The organism is Caloramator sp. (assembly GCF_020054765.1).
GTDB lineage: Bacteria > Bacillota > Clostridia > Clostridiales > Caloramatoraceae > Thermobrachium > Thermobrachium proteoclasticum.
On record NZ_JAIHAO010000003.1, the window covers coordinates 1 to 16,555 of the forward strand.

15 protein-coding genes and 1 riboswitch are annotated in these 16,555 nt (G+C 31.4%); of the genes, 12 read left to right on the plus strand and 3 right to left on the minus strand.

Translation table 11 applies throughout. The features are described 5' to 3' along the window. Positions 1-285 precede the first annotated feature (285 nt). From JG776_RS01660 to JG776_RS01680, 5 genes are read left to right on the plus strand one after another with little or no spacing between them, the layout of a single operon-like run. The gene (locus JG776_RS01660) at positions 286-636 is read left to right on the plus strand and encodes a DRTGG domain-containing protein (RefSeq protein WP_291964104.1); all 351 of its coding nucleotides are present in this window, start codon (positions 286-288) and stop codon (positions 634-636) included. After that, positions 636-1,061, plus strand: a complete 426-nt coding sequence (locus JG776_RS01665) for an ATP-binding protein (protein WP_291964105.1) — start codon at positions 636-638, stop codon at positions 1,059-1,061. Before JG776_RS01660 ends, JG776_RS01665 begins: the two co-directional genes overlap by 1 nt. Positions 1,062-1,070: 9 nt before the next feature. Further along, positions 1,071-2,315 (plus strand): [Fe-Fe] hydrogenase large subunit C-terminal domain-containing protein, encoded by a 1,245-nt coding sequence (locus JG776_RS01670; RefSeq protein ID WP_291964106.1) that lies wholly within the window; start codon positions 1,071-1,073, stop codon positions 2,313-2,315. Continuing rightward, positions 2,305-2,637: a DRTGG domain-containing protein gene (locus JG776_RS01675; RefSeq protein WP_291964107.1), complete on the plus strand. Its 333-nt coding sequence runs from the start codon at positions 2,305-2,307 to the stop codon at positions 2,635-2,637. Before JG776_RS01670 ends, JG776_RS01675 begins: the two co-directional genes overlap by 11 nt. A 2-nt stretch (positions 2,638-2,639) precedes the next feature. Next, positions 2,640-3,323 carry a PHP domain-containing protein gene (locus tag JG776_RS01680; RefSeq protein ID WP_291964108.1) on the plus strand — a complete coding sequence of 228 codons (684 nt, stop codon included), beginning with the start codon at positions 2,640-2,642 and terminating at the stop codon, positions 3,321-3,323. A 49-nt stretch (positions 3,324-3,372) separates the two neighbouring features. Here JG776_RS01680 and JG776_RS01685 read toward each other — a convergent pair whose 3' ends face one another. Further along, positions 3,373-3,870, minus strand: a complete 498-nt coding sequence (locus tag JG776_RS01685) for a hypothetical protein (RefSeq protein WP_291964109.1) — start codon at positions 3,868-3,870, stop codon at positions 3,373-3,375. An 84-nt stretch (positions 3,871-3,954) separates the two neighbouring features. After that, positions 3,955-5,889, minus strand: coding sequence for an ATP-binding protein (locus JG776_RS01690; RefSeq protein WP_291964110.1), 1,935 nt, complete (start codon positions 5,887-5,889; stop codon positions 3,955-3,957). A 182-nt stretch (positions 5,890-6,071) separates the two neighbouring features. Here JG776_RS01690 and JG776_RS01695 point away from each other — a divergent pair, with 182 nt between their 5' ends. Both JG776_RS01695 and JG776_RS01700 read left to right on the plus strand, forming a co-directional pair. After that, on the plus strand, positions 6,072-7,787 hold the full coding sequence (locus JG776_RS01695) for a 5'-nucleotidase C-terminal domain-containing protein (protein ID WP_291964111.1): 1,716 nt from the start codon (positions 6,072-6,074) through the stop codon (positions 7,785-7,787). A gap of 20 nt (positions 7,788-7,807) precedes the next feature. Continuing rightward, positions 7,808-9,490: a 5'-nucleotidase C-terminal domain-containing protein gene (locus JG776_RS01700; RefSeq protein ID WP_291964112.1), complete on the plus strand. Its 1,683-nt coding sequence runs from the start codon at positions 7,808-7,810 to the stop codon at positions 9,488-9,490. A 24-nt stretch (positions 9,491-9,514) separates the two neighbouring features. Here the strand turns inward: JG776_RS01700 and JG776_RS01705 are convergent, their stop codons facing one another. After that, complete coding sequence (locus JG776_RS01705) at positions 9,515-10,678, minus strand: MFS transporter (protein WP_291964113.1); 1,164 nt, start codon at positions 10,676-10,678, stop codon at positions 9,515-9,517. 150 nt (positions 10,679-10,828) lie between these two features. On the opposite strand from JG776_RS01705, the gene JG776_RS01710 reads away from it, so the two are divergent. The 5 genes from JG776_RS01710 to JG776_RS01730 all read left to right on the plus strand — a co-directional run bounded on the left by JG776_RS01710 (position 10,829) and on the right by JG776_RS01730 (position 16,444). Further along, on the plus strand, positions 10,829-11,647 hold the full coding sequence (locus JG776_RS01710; protein ID WP_291964114.1) for an Mrp/NBP35 family ATP-binding protein: 819 nt from the start codon (positions 10,829-10,831) through the stop codon (positions 11,645-11,647). An 11-nt stretch (positions 11,648-11,658) separates the two neighbouring features. Continuing rightward, positions 11,659-12,105, plus strand: a complete 447-nt coding sequence (locus JG776_RS01715) for a DUF134 domain-containing protein (protein ID WP_291964115.1) — start codon at positions 11,659-11,661, stop codon at positions 12,103-12,105. Positions 12,106-12,148: 43 nt separating this feature from the next. After that, positions 12,149-12,234: riboswitch (cyclic di-GMP riboswitch) on the plus strand. 48 nt (positions 12,235-12,282) lie between these two features. Then, positions 12,283-13,236, plus strand: a complete 954-nt coding sequence (locus tag JG776_RS01720; protein ID WP_291964116.1) for a hypothetical protein — start codon at positions 12,283-12,285, stop codon at positions 13,234-13,236. A gap of 262 nt (positions 13,237-13,498) precedes the next feature. Beyond that, positions 13,499-15,079: an alpha-glucoside-specific PTS transporter subunit IIBC gene (locus tag JG776_RS01725; RefSeq protein ID WP_291964117.1), complete on the plus strand. Its 1,581-nt coding sequence runs from the start codon at positions 13,499-13,501 to the stop codon at positions 15,077-15,079. 39 nt (positions 15,080-15,118) lie between these two features. Further along, on the plus strand, positions 15,119-16,444 hold the full coding sequence (locus JG776_RS01730) for a 6-phospho-alpha-glucosidase (RefSeq protein WP_291964118.1): 1,326 nt from the start codon (positions 15,119-15,121) through the stop codon (positions 16,442-16,444). Positions 16,445-16,555: the final 111 nt, after the last annotated feature.

Sequence of the window (16,555 nt, forward strand, 5' to 3'; positions counted from 1 at the left end):
CTCGCGATGCCATCGTCCTGATGGCCGCTCGGCTCGGCACGTCCTGTGCCGAATTACGGACTTTTTCAAAGTCGAAAAGCTAAGAATTGCTAAAGCTCACGAAAGAGCACATTGAAATCCATTCATAGGGCTTTTTCATAATTTATCTAATAAGTAGATTTGTCAACAATTTCAGCATTAACCTTAAGTGGTTAATGCTTTTTTAGTTTATCAAAAAAATAACATTGAAAAATTTTCGGAAAAATTATAATATTAATATATATCTTGTGACGGGGGAATGTATATATGAAATTGAGTAGAATTAAAGAATTGATAAGTGCGGAAGTTTTATGCAATGAAGAAATGCTTTCGATGGAAACTGTATGTGCCTTTGGTTCAGATTTAATGAGCGATGTTTTAGCACTAACTTGTAAAGATACAATTCTTATTACAGGGCTTACCAATATACAGACAATAAGGACAGCAGAGATGCTCGACATTAAATGCATTATTTTTGTAAGAAATAAAAGACCAGATGAAACAATAGTTGAGCTTGCAAAGGAGAAGGGAATGTGTATTCTTACAACACGACACACTATGTTTACAACTTGTGGTATACTTTATAGTAATGGATTAAAAGGAGTTGACATTGACTAATGGAGGAGTTACTTTCTGTTAAATATGATATAGTTAGTGGTGATTTTATTAGAGGAGGAGAGGCCTCCAGTAATCTGAAAAAATTATTAAATCAGCTTGGTATAAGGAGCGATATAGTAAAGAGAATTTGTGTTGCCTGTTATGAGGCAGAAATGAATATTGTCATACACAGTGTTGGCGGCTTTATTGAGGCTAAAATATATAATGATAAAATTGAAATTACTGCCTATGATTATGGGCCAGGTATTCTTAATATTGAACTTGCAATGCAGGAAGGATATTCAACTGCATCTGATATTGCACGAGAGATGGGTTTTGGCGGAGGAATGGGTCTTCCTAATATTAAAAGAAGCAGTGACGAATTTTATATAAAGTCAGAGGTGGGAAAATTTACAGAAATAAAGATTATAATTTATTTTAATTAAGGTGATAATATGAAACAACTATTCCATTCAGTTGCTTTGATTTCTGAAAAGTGCATAGGATGTACTAAATGTATGATGAATTGCCCAGTTGAAGCTATAAGAGTAAAGGGTGGTAAGGCTGTAATATATAACGAAAAATGTATAGATTGTGGGGAATGTATAAAGGTGTGTCCATATGGGGCTCATATTTCTATAAAAAATTCATTAGATGATATACACAGGTATAAGAAGAAAATAGCCATACCATCTGTTACCCTATATTCACAATTTGGCAAGAATGTAGAGCCTGATGTTATAAATGAGGGACTTTTAAAGCTTGGATTTGATGAGGTATTTGATATTACCTTTTCCTGTGATATAGCATCAGAGACATTGAAAAAAGATTTAGAAAGGGTAGAAAAACCAGCAATTTCTACATTGTGCCCAACAGTTGTAAGGCTTGTTGAGACTGAATATCCAAGTTTAGTAGGTCATTTAGTTAAAATGCTAACACCAATTGAAATATCCGCTCTTATAATTAGAGAGAAGTATCAGGGAATGGGATATAAAAACGAAGATGTAGGGATATTCTTTTTAACTCCTTGTCCAAGTTGGGTGACTAAGATAAGCGAAATATCTAAAAATGAAAATATAAGAATAAATGGTGCAATACCAATAAGTGATATATATCCTAAATTGTTAAAGCATATAAAAGGTAAGGTTGAAAATAAAAATTCGCATATTTCAAGAACAGGACTTATGTGGGCCTATTCTGGAGGTCAATGTGAAGCAATTGGCATAGAAAATTCAATTTCTGTAGATGGAATAAAAAATGTTATAAAGGTGTTAAACGATGTTGAAAATGGAAGGTTAGATGATATAGACTTTATTGAAGGATTAGCCTGTCCTAATGGATGCTTAGGAGGACTCTTGCTTGTAGAAAATCCCTATAATGCAGAAAGAATAACAAAAAATATAAATAGCAAGATTGATTTTACTTATCAAATACACGATTTTTCCGATATCGAAAGCAAATTAGTAAGTGATGAAGAAATTGATGAACATAGGGATACACAAAAATTTTCTACAAACTTTGAAAGTGCAGTTAAGATGATAAAAACTATGAATAATATAATAAATATGCTTCCTGGAACTGATTGCGGACTTTGTGGTTCACCCTCTTGTAAAGCTTTTGCTGAGGATGTGGCAAAGGGACTTGCAAGTTTGAAGGATTGTAAATTTTTAAATAAAGGAGGTTTTAAAGATGAAGGTTAAAGATATAGTTGATGCCATAAATTTTGAGGTTTTGGCTGGAGCAGAGGGACTTGATAGAGAGGTTAAGGGAGTTTATACCTGCGACCTTTTAAGCTGGGTTATGTCCCACGGAAAGCAAAATAATGTGTGGATTACAGTTCAAATACATCCAAACATTATTGCGGTTGCAACTCTTTTAGAATTTTCCTGTATAATAATTCCAGAAAATATAGATGTTGAAGAAGCAACTTTAAATAAAGCAAACAATGAAAATATACCTGTACTTCAATCCAATCTAAATGCATATGAAATTTGTATTGAATTAAATAAGTTAGGTGTATAAATATGAAACTCTATTATGATTTTCATATACACACAGGGCTTTCTCCCTGTGCAGATGATGATATGACTCCTAATAACATAGTAAATATGGCAAAAATTAAGGAACTTGATGTTATTGCAATTACAGATCACAACAGCTGTAGAAATGTTGAGGCCTGTTTAAAGGTTGCAGAAAAGGTAGGAATGTTGGTTATACCAGGAATGGAGCTTCAGACTAAAGAGGAAGCTCACGTTCTATGCCTTTTTAAGGATTTAGATTCAGCACTTTGTTTTCAAGAATTTGTTTATAACAGATTGCCCAATATAAAAAATAAACCAGATATATTTGGAAATCAGATAATATATGATGAAAATGATAAGATAGTAGGGTATGAGGACAAATTGCTGCTAAATTCTGCTGACATAACAATAGATGAGGCTTTTTATAGGGTAAAGGAGTTAGGCGGACAATTTATACCTGCACATATTGATAAGGATACTTATAGCATAATATCAAACTTAGGCTTTATTCCAGATTATTTAGATATAAAGACGTTAGAATATTCAAGTTATGAAAAAATCAATAAATTAATTAATAGTAAACAATTAAAAAACACCTATAGGCTTATTAAAAATTCAGATGCCCACAATTTAGCCCAAATATCAGAAAGAGAAAACTATATAGAGTGCCACCCAGGTGAATTGTGACATTATCCATATTATGGAACTGAAACCTTCATCAGGGTGGCAATATTTATTATTTCTTGTGATAGTTAAGTCTATTTATTATAATTGAGTTTATATCATTGGTTATTTTACCCATAGTTAAGTCGTAGTAGAATTTATTTATGTCGTGCAATTTATTATTCCTATTAATTTTATAATTTACTTGGCAATTATTATTTGCTTTTATTAGGTTTATAATTTTGTTTATAGATGCATTTATATTTTCGGTTTTATTTTTAAAATATTCCTCAATCCAGCTATCAACAATTTTGTTTACTTCTTTTTCTATATTCTTTATATCAGACCTGAAGAAGAAATACTTGTCGTTATAAAAGTTTTCAATTATTGTGCTACTTTTAATTGAGGACATATTATTTAAGTATTTAGCAGAAAATATGTTAAACCCATTTCCAATATATTTATTTATGTTTATGTTAGAGTAAATTTTGTTTGTAAGTGAATATAGCTCATTATCAACATATATTGTGGATAAATTTGTTAAATTATTAACATTTGCATCAGCTTCCATCTTAACCCCTCCCATTTACATTTGTTTAAGAAATGCAACACAATATATATATATATTCACTAAAATAAAAAAATGTGAGAGAAATTAAAAATAAATATCAGAAAATTCAATTGAAATTCTCTCAACATTATTAAAATTACTTATTGTACCTATTTCACAATTTACCTCTTTGTCTAAGTTATTTGGTAGTAAAATTATAAATTCACTGCCTTTTCCTTCTTCACTTATTAATTTAATTTCTCCACCGTGCATTTCAATAAATGATTTAACAATATTAAGACCAAGTCCACTTCCTTCGCGTTCCCTTGATAGAGACTTATTAACCTGACTAAATCTTTCAAAAATTATGTCCTGTTTATCGTAAGGTATACCGATTCCAGTGTCCTTAACAGAAATGCAAGTGTATTCTTCTAAATCCTTTATATTAACAATTATTTTTCCATTATTTGGTGTAAACTTAATTGCATTAGAGAGCAGATTTAGTATTATTCTTTCAATTTTATCTTTATCACATTTTATATATTTTTCTTCTATCTCAGTATCGAATATAATTTCAATATTTTTAGAATTAATATAATCGGCAACAGATTGAATTATGTCTTCAATTAAAGATACTATATTGCATTCGCATAGATTAAGTTGCATATATCCAGCATTTACTTTTGTTATATCTATTAGGTTATTAACAAGCCTTAATAGCCTAAAACAGTTTTGTTTTATTGATTTGTTATATTTGTATAGAGTGTCATTGTCATCAATAATTTTATTGTTTTTAAGATATAACTCCAAAAGCTGTATTGAACCTAAAATAATGTTCAAAGGAGTTCTAAACTCGTGGGATATATTAGCAAAGAATTCTGAACGTATATTTTCATATTCCTCAAGCTCTTTAATTTTTCTCCTGCTCTCTTCAAGTTTTTTAGAATCGGTTATATCCTTTGCATAAATGAAGATTCTATCTAAAAGAGTGTTATCTAATATAGGCATTATGTTTAGTTCAAGGAAGTACTCTTCATTTACTTTGTTTACTAATTTTGTTTCAAATTTTATTGGTTCTCCTTTTAACAATGCATCAATTGCTTCTTTACTTGTTATTTGATTTTCAATATTAAATAAGTCGTATATAGTAAATTCTTCAAGGTCATTTTTATCAAGTTTAGTTATATTAAAGAAGGTAGGATTTGCTACAAATATGTAACCAGAATAGAGGTCTGCCTCTAAAAGCATATCAGGACTGTAGTCAAAAAAGGACTTATATTTTTTTTGCTGCTCTAAATTTTTAATTTCTATAAGCTTTTTTTCTGTTATGTTTCTTACAACGGCAATAACCTGATTTTCTTTTAGTGCTACAATTCTTGCTTCAAAGTATTGTTTTGAAGAATCAAAGGAAAGACTATATTCTATCGATTTTATTTTCTTTGTACTTAATGTATAATCGATTGCTGATTTATATAGAAGTGCCACATCCATTGGCAGCATATCTATTATTTTATTTCCGATTATTTTATCTGGAGATACATATAAATCATCCCTATTATAGGTTCTAAAGTCAAGTATTGTTGTATCCTTATCTATTTTAAAATAAAGGTCTGGAAAGGCTTTAACTATAGACAATAGTTCAGTTGTAATGTTTTTTAGATTTTCCTCTGCCATTTTACGTTTTGTAATATCAACGCCAACAGCCCAAAGGGATAATCCTTCAATTGGATATAAGGATGAAACATTTGACCAAGATATAACCTTTTGACTTCCATCTTTACAGGTTATAGTGGTTTCAAGATTTCTAAAGTTATTTTCAAGCTCTGGAACAAGGCTTAAAATATAGCTTCGATATGTATCATCAGGATATAGAAGTTTAAAGGCGTCGGGATTGTTTATTATTTCTTCCTTAGAATATCCTGTTACCCTTTCGGCCTCTTTATTCCAAAAGATTATATTTCCATTTTCATCAAGAGCATCTATTAAAACAGGCATATTCTCAAGCATATAAAGTGATTTTTCGTTTATTAAATTTTGCATGCCCCTTCCCCTTCCTATTTATTTCTATATAAATAATTCAACATTTGTAAAAAAAATCCTGCAAATATTTTATAACATAAAAATCAGAAAACCATTTCTAAAATTTTATTCATAATATTTACACAATTAAATAAAAGTAATATAATAGATAATGCACCAAAAAAATGAAGGGGGAATAAAATATGAGAATTAAAAGAATTGGTGCTAAAATTACCAGTTTTATATTAAGTTTGTTGCTGATCTTGTCGATGCTACAACCAGGACTTGTAACCTTAGCACAGGCAGAGACAACTGGAAAGGTTTATGACATCATTGAAATCACAGATTTTCACGGTACTTTACAGGATTCTTCTAATAACAAGGTTGCAGCTGTCTTAGGAGACAGAATTAAAAAGGTTAAACAGTTAAACCCAGATAGATTTATTTTCCTAAGCGGCGGAGACTTATATCAGGGTTCGCCTGTTTCAAATGTACTTTTAGGAAAACCAGTTAAAGAATTTTTAAACAATGTAGGGCTTGATGTAACTGCCCTTGGAAACCACGAATTTGACTGGGGATTAGACAAAATAATAAATATGCATAAGGAAGAGCCAGTTGCTAAATATGATTTTGTATGTTCAAATCTATATGACAAAACAACAGGAAAAAGAGTATTTGAACCATACAAGATATTAGAAAAGGATGGTCTTAAAATAGCAGTTGTGGGAGCTATATCTACAGAAACTCCAACAATAGTTCTTCCTAAAAATGTAGAAAACTTTGAGTTTAAGGATGAAGTAACAGAAATTAATGCAGTTGTTAAGGATATAAGAGATAACAATAAGGCGGATGTTGTATTAGCTCTAATTCACGAAGGAAGTGATAAGACAGGCAAAACAGGTAAGATATTTGATATAACAAATAAGTTAGAGGGCGTGGACGCAGTATTTGGAGGACATTCACATACAATAGTTTATACACAGGCAGAAAATGGTATTCCGGTGTATATAGCAAATTCAAGTGGAAAGGGCTATATTCACGTAAAAATGACAGTTAAGGATGGTAAACCAAGCTTTACAGGAAATTATATTGCACTTGATAATGCTTCAGGGTATAAGACAGCAGAACCAGTGTATGATGCAGAGGTACAAGCTATAGTAGATAAAGCATATCAAGACTTAAAGCCAATATTTGATGTCAAGATTGGTTATACAGACAAAAACTTAACAAGAACACAAAAACAAAGCCCATACGGTGAATCATATCTTGGAAACTGGGTTACTGATGTAATGAGAAAGAAATTGAATGCAGATGTTGCTTTTCAAAATAATGGCGGTATAAGAATAGATATTCCAGCAGGGGATATAACTGTTGGTACAATTTTCTACTTAATGCCTTTTGACAATACTTTAGTTAAACTTGAAATGACAAAGGCACAATTAAAGACAGTATTAGAACAAGCTTTTAAGGACGGTGGAAAGGGAATACAAGTTTCAGGATTAAAGGTAAAATACGATCCAACAAGACTATCAGGAGACAGAGTTGTTGACATTATAAGAGAAAATGGCAAGGCAATTTCAGATACAGAAAAATTAGTGGTTGTTACTAATGATTTTATGGCAACAGGTGGAGATGGATTTACAGCATTTAAGGATGCAGGTGGTGCAGATCCAAAGAATAATACATTTATTTTAGTAAGAGATGCTTTAATTAATGCTGTTAAAGAAACAGGAAAAGTAGAAACAACTATGAATAATAGAATAACAAATCTTAAAAAGTCAATATCAATAGTTGCAACATCAGATGTTCACGGAAATGTGCTAAACTTTGATTATGCTACAGGAAAGCCACCAGTTGATTCAAAGGGAGTAGAAATTGACAAGGTCTTGCTAAGGTATCAACTTTTGTTAAAAACCTAAGAGCTCAAAATCCAAATGTAATGTTAATAGACAATGGTGATACAATTCAAGGTACGCCACTTGTTTATTATTACAATATGTTAGATAAAACAGCAGAGTATCCAATGATGAAGGTAATGGGTGCAATGGGATATGATGCTTGGGTATTAGGAAACCACGAATATAACTATGGTCTTGATACTTTAAATAGAGTAATTAAAGATGCAGAGAAAAACAATATAGAAGTATTATCAGCAAATACATATAAAAATGGTGAAAACTTTGTAAAACCATATATTATTAAGTCCTTTAATTTAGATGGAAAAGAAGTTAAAGTTGCAGTTATAGGACTTACAACTAAAACTATACCAAGCTGGGAATCACCACAAAATTATGCTGGATTAGAATTTAGAGATTTAGTTGAAGAGGCAAAAAAATGGGTTAAGGAAGTTAAAGATAAGGGGGCAGATGTTGTAATAGTATCAGCACACAGTGGAGAAGAAAAAGCATCAGACATAATACCAGAAAACCAAATTAAGGCAATTGCTCAAAATGTAAGTGGAATAGATGCAATTGTTGCAGGACACGCACATAGTATAATTTCTGAAAATATATATAAAAACCCAGAAGGAAAAGATGTAATAGTTACTGAACCAGGAAAATGGGCACAATATATATCACAAATTGATATTTATGTAAATCAAGATGGAACATATTCAGTATCAGCAAAGAATGTAAAGATGGATAGCACAATTGAAGAAGATATAGAGATTGTTAATTTAATTAAGCCATATCAAGATAAGACTATGGAATATATAAAAACAGTTGTTGGAAAGGCTACAGGAGAATTTACAGGTTTAAATCAAACAATAGAACCAACTGCTATAATGGAACTTATAAACAAAGTTCAGATGGAAGCAGCAGGAACCCAACTTTCAATTGCGGCACCATTAAGTTCAAAGGCTTATATACCACAAGGTGATGTAACTATACAAGATATTATGTCTGTATATGTTTATGAAAACTTCCTATATGGTATAAAGATGACAGGAAAGCAGTTGAAGGACTGGTTAGAATGGTCAGCAAGATATTATAAGCAAGTTCAAAGCCCAACAGATAAAATAGAAAAGGACCCAGTACTAAACATTCCAGACTATAATCTTGACCAATTATATGGTGCAACATACGATATAGATTTAACACAACCTGCTGGAAATAGAATTAAGAATTTAAGATATAAGGGCAAATTAATTAAGGATACTGATGTATTTACAGTAGCAATTAATAATTACAGATACAATGGTGGTGGCGGATTTATGGCTGCTGCTGGAATAAGCAATACAGATTCAAGTATAGTTGTATACGATTCACAAAAGGCACTTGGAGATGATGGACAAGTAAGAAGCTTAATGATAGAGTACTTCAAGAAATATGGAACAATTGCAAATACTGTAGAAAAGAATTGGAAGTTAAGCACAACAAAGGTTGAAGAAATAAAGGATACTGAAGATACAACTAATGATGAAATACAAAACGATGATAAAACAACAGATGATAAGGAAGCAACCAATAATGGAGGAGCTGAACAAAATAAAGATGGTAAATTACCAAAGACAGGTTCAGTAGTAGACATAACTACTCTATTTGGAGCAGGTGCAGCTTCCATTATGATTGGTGCAGTTTTTGTAATACACGATTCAAGAAGAAAGAAAAAAGTAGCATAAAAATAAAGCAGGCGAAAGCCTGCTTTATTTTTTCATTGCATTTTTTACTGTGTAAGTTGCTATGAAGGAAACAAGAAGCATTGCTATTGATGCACCGATAAATACATAGCTGTAGTTATTATATAGGTTTATTATTTTTCCATTTAAACTTGTTCCAATTGCACCACCTACAAACATATTAAAGGAAGCAAGGGACATAGCAGTACCCCTAAGTGTAGGCATAGTTTCTTGTGCTGTTGAAACAAGTGTTGATTGTAGTGAAACAAAGGCAAGACCAAATCCAAATAGAGCAACTACTATTAAAGCTGTTGAATTAGTTGCAGAAAGTAGATAAAGAGATACTGAACCTGTTAATCCTAAAACTAAAAGGAATTTATTTTGTAGTTTTGCTCTAAGCTTTGGTGCTATTCTTCCACCTATAACCGTTGCAATACCAAAGGAAGTTAATACAATACCTACAATTAAAATGTTGTATCCTGTCTTAGATTGAACAAGTTTTCCAGTATATGTGAAGCTACCAAATACGCTAAATCCAACAAGCATAATAGTTGATACAACAGCTACAAGCTTACCGTTAGAAAGTGCCTGCTTATACACACCAGTTAAATTTAGTTTATCAATTCTTCCAGGAAGTTTTGGTAGTTTCTTTAGCATTACTATTGCAAGTATAAGTTCTCCAAGTCCATATATAAAGTAAACAGCTCTCCAAGAACCAAAGTATGCAAGTGCTCCCCCGATAAGTGTTGCAGATGCACCACCTAAGAACATCATACCCATAACCTTACCTATGGATTTTTGTCTCTCCTGTGGTTCAAAAACTTCTCCAACAAGTGCCATAGTAACAGGGAATATACCAGCACCAAAGGCACCGTTTACTGCTCTAAAGAATACAAGCGAAGGTAAGTTAAATGCAAAGGCACCAAGCATACTAAATATTGCTGTACCAAAGGCAGCAATGTTTATAATCTTTGTCTTTCCGAATCTGTCTCCAAGTGGTCCAAATAGTATTGTAAATAGACCAAATGAAAGCATATATGCAGTAACAGATACTGCGGCAGTTGTAAGACTAAGATTTAAATCCTTTGCAATATTTATTATAAGTGGAGCAGCAGCATAGTTGTCTCCATTGGCCAAAAACGCCATTAAACCAAGTACCATAATTATGGTTTGTTTATCTTTGTTTGTCATTATAACACCTCCGTAATATAAGTAAATAATTAAATAATAATATAACAATATCATATTATTACAATATATCATTTTTGTCAACAATGTATTTGACATATTTGTTAAATAGGTATATTCTAATAATAGCAAATGCTAAAAAGGGGTGGTATTATGTCAAATTGCAGTACTTGTCCTTCAAATTCATCCTGTTCAAAGGACAAAGAAACTTGTATGGTACAAATAAATCCAAACAATAGAATAAAAAAGGTAATAGCAGTAATGAGTGGAAAGGGTGGAGTTGGTAAATCAACTGTATCAGTTCTACTTGCTAAAAAACTAAATGAGTTAGGATATAGTGTTGGTATTATGGATGCAGATGTTACAGGCCCAAGTATACCAAGACTTCTTAATATAAGAGAGAAGGCAAGGGGAACAGAGGAGTACATACTCCCTGTTGAAACTGAAGATGGCATTAAAGTGATGTCAGTTAACCTTTTAATGGAGGATGAAAATCAGCCTGTATTATGGAGGGGACCTGTAATTTCTGGTGTAATAACTCAATTTTGGACTGATGTTTTGTGGGAGGATTTAGATTATCTAATAATAGATATGCCTCCAGGAACATCTGATGTTGCACTAACTGTAATGCAGTCAATTCCTATAAATGGAGTTGTAATGGTTTCAATTCCTCAGGATTTAGTTACAATGATAGTTATGAAGGCAATAAATATGGCAAGAAAGCTTAATATTGATGTTTTAGGTGTTATACAAAATATGAGTTATATTAACTGCCCAGATTGTGGAAAGAAAATAAGATTATTTAATTCAGAAAAGGCAGAGGAAGAATATAGAGAAATGGGAGTTGATATTTTAGGCGAACTTCCAATGACTCAAAGTCTAAATAATTACAATGATTTAACACAAGATAGAATAGAATTTGATAAAATATTTACACCAATTGTTTTAGAGATAATGAAAAAATTAAATTAATGGAGGGGTATATGCCAAGACCTACTAAATATAGAATGGTAGAAAATTTACCAAAGGAGGAGTATTTTGTTCCAGCAAATGTTCCAAAATGCTCCTTAGATGAGGTGGTTTTGAAGGTTGAAGAGCTTGAGGCTATGAGACTAAAGGATGTTGAAGAGCTTCATCAGGAGGACTGTGCAGAGAGGATGAACGTCTCAAGACAGACCTTTCAAAACATCATAGATAGTGCAAGAAAAAAGGTAGCGATAGCACTAACAGAAGGAAAGGCAATAAGAATTGGAGGAGGGCATTTTGTAACAAAGTACTGTAAATTTAAGTGTTTTGATTGTGGAAATGAGTATGATATAAATGTTGAATATGACAAAACAAAGTGCCCTGTTTGTAGTTCTAATAAAGTTATGTGTAGTAAAAAGGCTGAGAAGTGTAAAAAGTGGTGTAGATGTGAGGAAAATGATTGATTTGTTTTGTTAAAGTGATAAAATTAAATTAAGAATAAACAAAACCTGAAAAGGGCAAACTTAGGGAAACCTAAGGACGCAAAGTTATGGGCCTAAGGAGCTGTGCTCTATGGTTGCCAGACTGCCAGGTTCTCCTTATATGGGGAACCTAATATCTCTATATAAGGAGGTGTTTTTATGTTTAAAAAATTCTTTTCTATCAGTCTTGCTTTTTTATTAATAGTTACAAGTTCATCTACACCTATTATTGCTAAGTCAAAATCCAAGTCAAATCCTATTAGAAAAAAATCTGTTTTCACTCAAACTATGCAAAATAAAAAGGTGTTATCAAATTCTATTTATAATGAAAAAAGTTATGGTACATGGATGTGGAATACACAAAAGATAGTTGAAAGTCCTGATACAATAATTAAGCTCTTAAAGGATAATAAATTTACTGAAGTGTACCTTCAAATAGATCAAAAATTAGATGCTAAATACTACAGTCATTTTATAAAAAATGCTAATAATAATGGAATAAAAGTTTATGCATTAGATGGAGATCCAAATTGGACTTTAAAGAATAATAGGAGAGAACTTGAAAATTTTTTAAATTGGGTTGTTAATTATAATAGTTCAAAAGTACAAGATGAAAGATTTGTTGGTATTCATCTTGATGTTGAACCATATCTTTTAAGTTTATGGAAAAATAACAAAATCAAAGTTATAACAGATTATATGGAATATATAACGTACTTAAAGGCATTTGGTGCTAAAAATGGACTCGAGGTCGCTGTAGATATTCCATTTTGGTTTGATGAAATAAGTATACCGAAACAAAAGGTAAATTTAGCTGAGTATGTAATATCAAGAGTTGATAGTGTAAATATAATGGCATACAGAGATAGAGCACAATCAATAATAGACATAGTAAAAAATGAAATGAATTATGCTAAAAAGTACAACAAAAAAGTTGTTATATCTGTTGAAACAGGAAATACATCAGAAGGTGAAAACATTACATTCTATCAAGAAGGACTTAGTTTTATGTGGAATGAATTAAATGAGGTAGATGAATACTATAAGAATAGTTATAATAATTATGGTTTTGCTGTACATTATTTAGAAAATATAATGAATATAAAAAAATAAAATTAAAAGCATCTATTATACATAGAGTTATGTGTAATAGATGCTTTTTTATATTTTTTAAAGCTATTGTAGGTATAACGTTATTTTGTGAATTTTCAACATAAGTGTGAAAATTCAAAATGATTAAGAATAGACACAGAATAACTAAATTGTATTGAAGGGCATAAGAAAACTTGATAATATTAAGTCGATGAAAGTACTTTCAGAAAATTTAAAATTAAAAAACAAGAATTTGCAATAAATATACGAGGGGTGATAAAAAATGATGCAAAAAATACAAAGATTTGGTGCAGCTATGTTTGTTCCGGTTTTATTGTTTGCATTTGCAGGAGTAACGGCAGGGATATCAATTTTATTTATGAATCCAGATATAATGGGTTCAATTGCAAATCAAAATACAATGTGGTATAAGTTTTGGTTTATTATTCAAGAGGGTGCGTGGACAGTATTTCGCCAGTTACCATTATTATTTGTAGTTGGATTGCCTATAGCATTAGCTCAAAAAGCTCAAGCAAGAGCATGTTTGGAAGCATTAGTAATTTATTTAACATTCAATTATTTTGTAAGTGCTATATTGTTATTATGGGGTCCAAGCTTTGGAGTTAATTTTAATGCACAAGTTGGTGGAACAAGCGGTTTAACTATGATTGCAGGCATAAAGACACTTGATACTGGAATGATAGGAGCAATTATAATTGCAGCTATAGTAGTTTATTTGCATAATAAATATTTTGATAAAAAATTGCCTGATTATTTAGGAATATTCCAAGGTTCATCTTTTATAGTAATGATAGGTTTTTTTGTTATGTTACCGGTAGCATTAATTATGTGTTTAGTATGGCCTAAAGTACAAGGTGGGATAGCGGCTCTACAAGTTTTATTATCTTCATCTGGTGTTTTTGGGGTATGGCTATATACATTCTTAGAGCGTATCTTAATACCAACTGGATTACATCATTTTATTTATGGTCCTTTCATTTTTGGACCAGCAGTAGTTGAAAATGGTATTGCTTCATATTGGCCATCTCATTTAAGGGAATTTGCAACAACTGCCCATTCATTAAAAGAAATGTTTCCAGCAGGTGGGTTTGCATTGCATGGAATGTCCAAAATATTTGGTGCACCTGGGATTGCTTTAGCAATTTATTCTACTGCAAAACCAGAAAAGAAAAAAATAGTTGCAGGATTATTAATACCAGCTACATTAACCGCTGTTATAGCGGGTATAACTGAACCACTTGAATTTACCTTCTTATTTATAGCTCCTATACTATTTTTAGTGCATAGTATATTGGCAGCAACTTTAGCTGCAATAGCATATGCTTTTGGAGTAGTAGGAAATTTTGGTGGTGGATTGATAGAGTGGGTGGCTCAAAATTGGCTTCCTTTATTTAAATATCATTATATGACGTATATTACTCAAATAATTATTGGATTATGTTTTACAGCTGTATATTACTTTGTGTTTAAATTTGCTATTGAAAAGTTTAATTTTAAAACACCTGGAAGAGAAGAAGGAGAAGAGGAGACAAAGCTTTATACAAAGGCAGATTATAGAGCAAAAAAGATGTCAGATGCGGCGGTTACTGTAGAAACAAATTTAAATAATAGTAAAGCAGGAAAGTTTTTAATTGCTTTAGGTGGAAAAGATAACATACAAGATGTTACTAATTGTGCAACTCGTTTAAGAGTTTCTGTAAAGGATGAAAGTAAAATTGCCAAAGATAGTGTATTTCATGAAGCAGGTGCACACGGTGTCGTTAGGAATGGTAAAGCAATTCAGATTATTGTTGGTCTGTCAGTTCCACAAGTAAGAGAAGAATTTGAAACATTATTAAAATAGATTAAAGATATAATAACATAAATAGAAGGAGGAACAAAAATGAAGAGATTTTCAATAGTAATTGCAGGTGGAGGTTCAACTTTTACTCCAGGAATAATATTAATGCTATTAGAGAACTTAGACAGATTTCCAATTAGAAAAATAAAATTGTATGATAATGATAAGGAAAGACAAGATATAATTGCAAATGCGTGTGAAATAATATTAAAGGAAAAAGCACCAGATATTGAATTTATGGCAACTACAGATCCGGAGCAAGCATTTACTGATATAGATTTTGTAATGGCACACATTAGGGTTGGTAAATATAAAATGCGTGAATTAGATGAAAAGATACCATTAAAGTATAATGTTGTTGGACAAGAAACTTGTGGACCTGGTGGGATTGCTTATGGGATGCGTTCAATTGGACCAATAATAGAAATAATAGATTATATGGAAAAATATTCACCAAATGCATGGATGCTTAATTACTCTAATCCAGCAGCTATTGTTGCTGAAGCTACACGTAGATTGAGACCAAAATCTAAAGTACTTAATATATGTGATATGCCAATAGGGATAGAAACAAGAATGGCTGAAATATTAGGATTAAAGTCAAGAAAAGATATGATTGTTAAATATTATGGATTAAACCATTTTGGATGGTGGTCAGATATTAGAGATAAGCAAGGTAATGACCTTATGCCGAAGCTTAAGGAACATGTAGCAAAGTATGGATATGTTGTTAATAATGGTGATTCACAACATACAGATGAAAGTTGGAAGGATACATTTGCAAAGGCAAAGGATGTTTATGCATTAGATCCTAATACTTTACCTAATACTTATTTAAAATATTATTTATTCCCAGATTATGTTGTTGAACACTCAAACAAAGAATATACCCGTGCTAATGAAGTTATGGATGGTAGAGAAAAGTTTGTATTTGGAGAATGTAAAAAAGTTATAGAAAACAAATCTACTAAAGGTTGTAAACTTCATATTGATGAACATGCATCATATATAGTAGATTTAGCCAGAGCTATTGCATATAACACACAAGAAAGGATGCTCTTAATAGTTGAAAACAAAGGTTCAATTTTAAATTTTGATCCAACAGCAATGGTTGAAATACCATGTATTGTTGGAAGTAATGGTCCAGAACCGTTGAGAATAGGAGAAATTCCTCAATTTCAAAAAGGTTTAATGGAACAACAGGTGTCTGTAGAAAAGCTGGTTGTTGATGCATGGATAGAAGGCTCTTATCAAAAGTTATGGCAGGCAATTACGTTATCTAAAACTGTTCCAAGTGCACATATTGCCAAATTAATATTGGATGAGTTAATAGAAGCTAATAAAGGATATTGGCCTGAATTGAGATAAAGAAATGGAGACGGTATAGTTAGTGCCGTCTTCATTTTTTTAATACAAACTAATATTTACAGTTTAAATAAAGATATATAAAATAAAAATATAAGTGAACTTTAGGAGGAT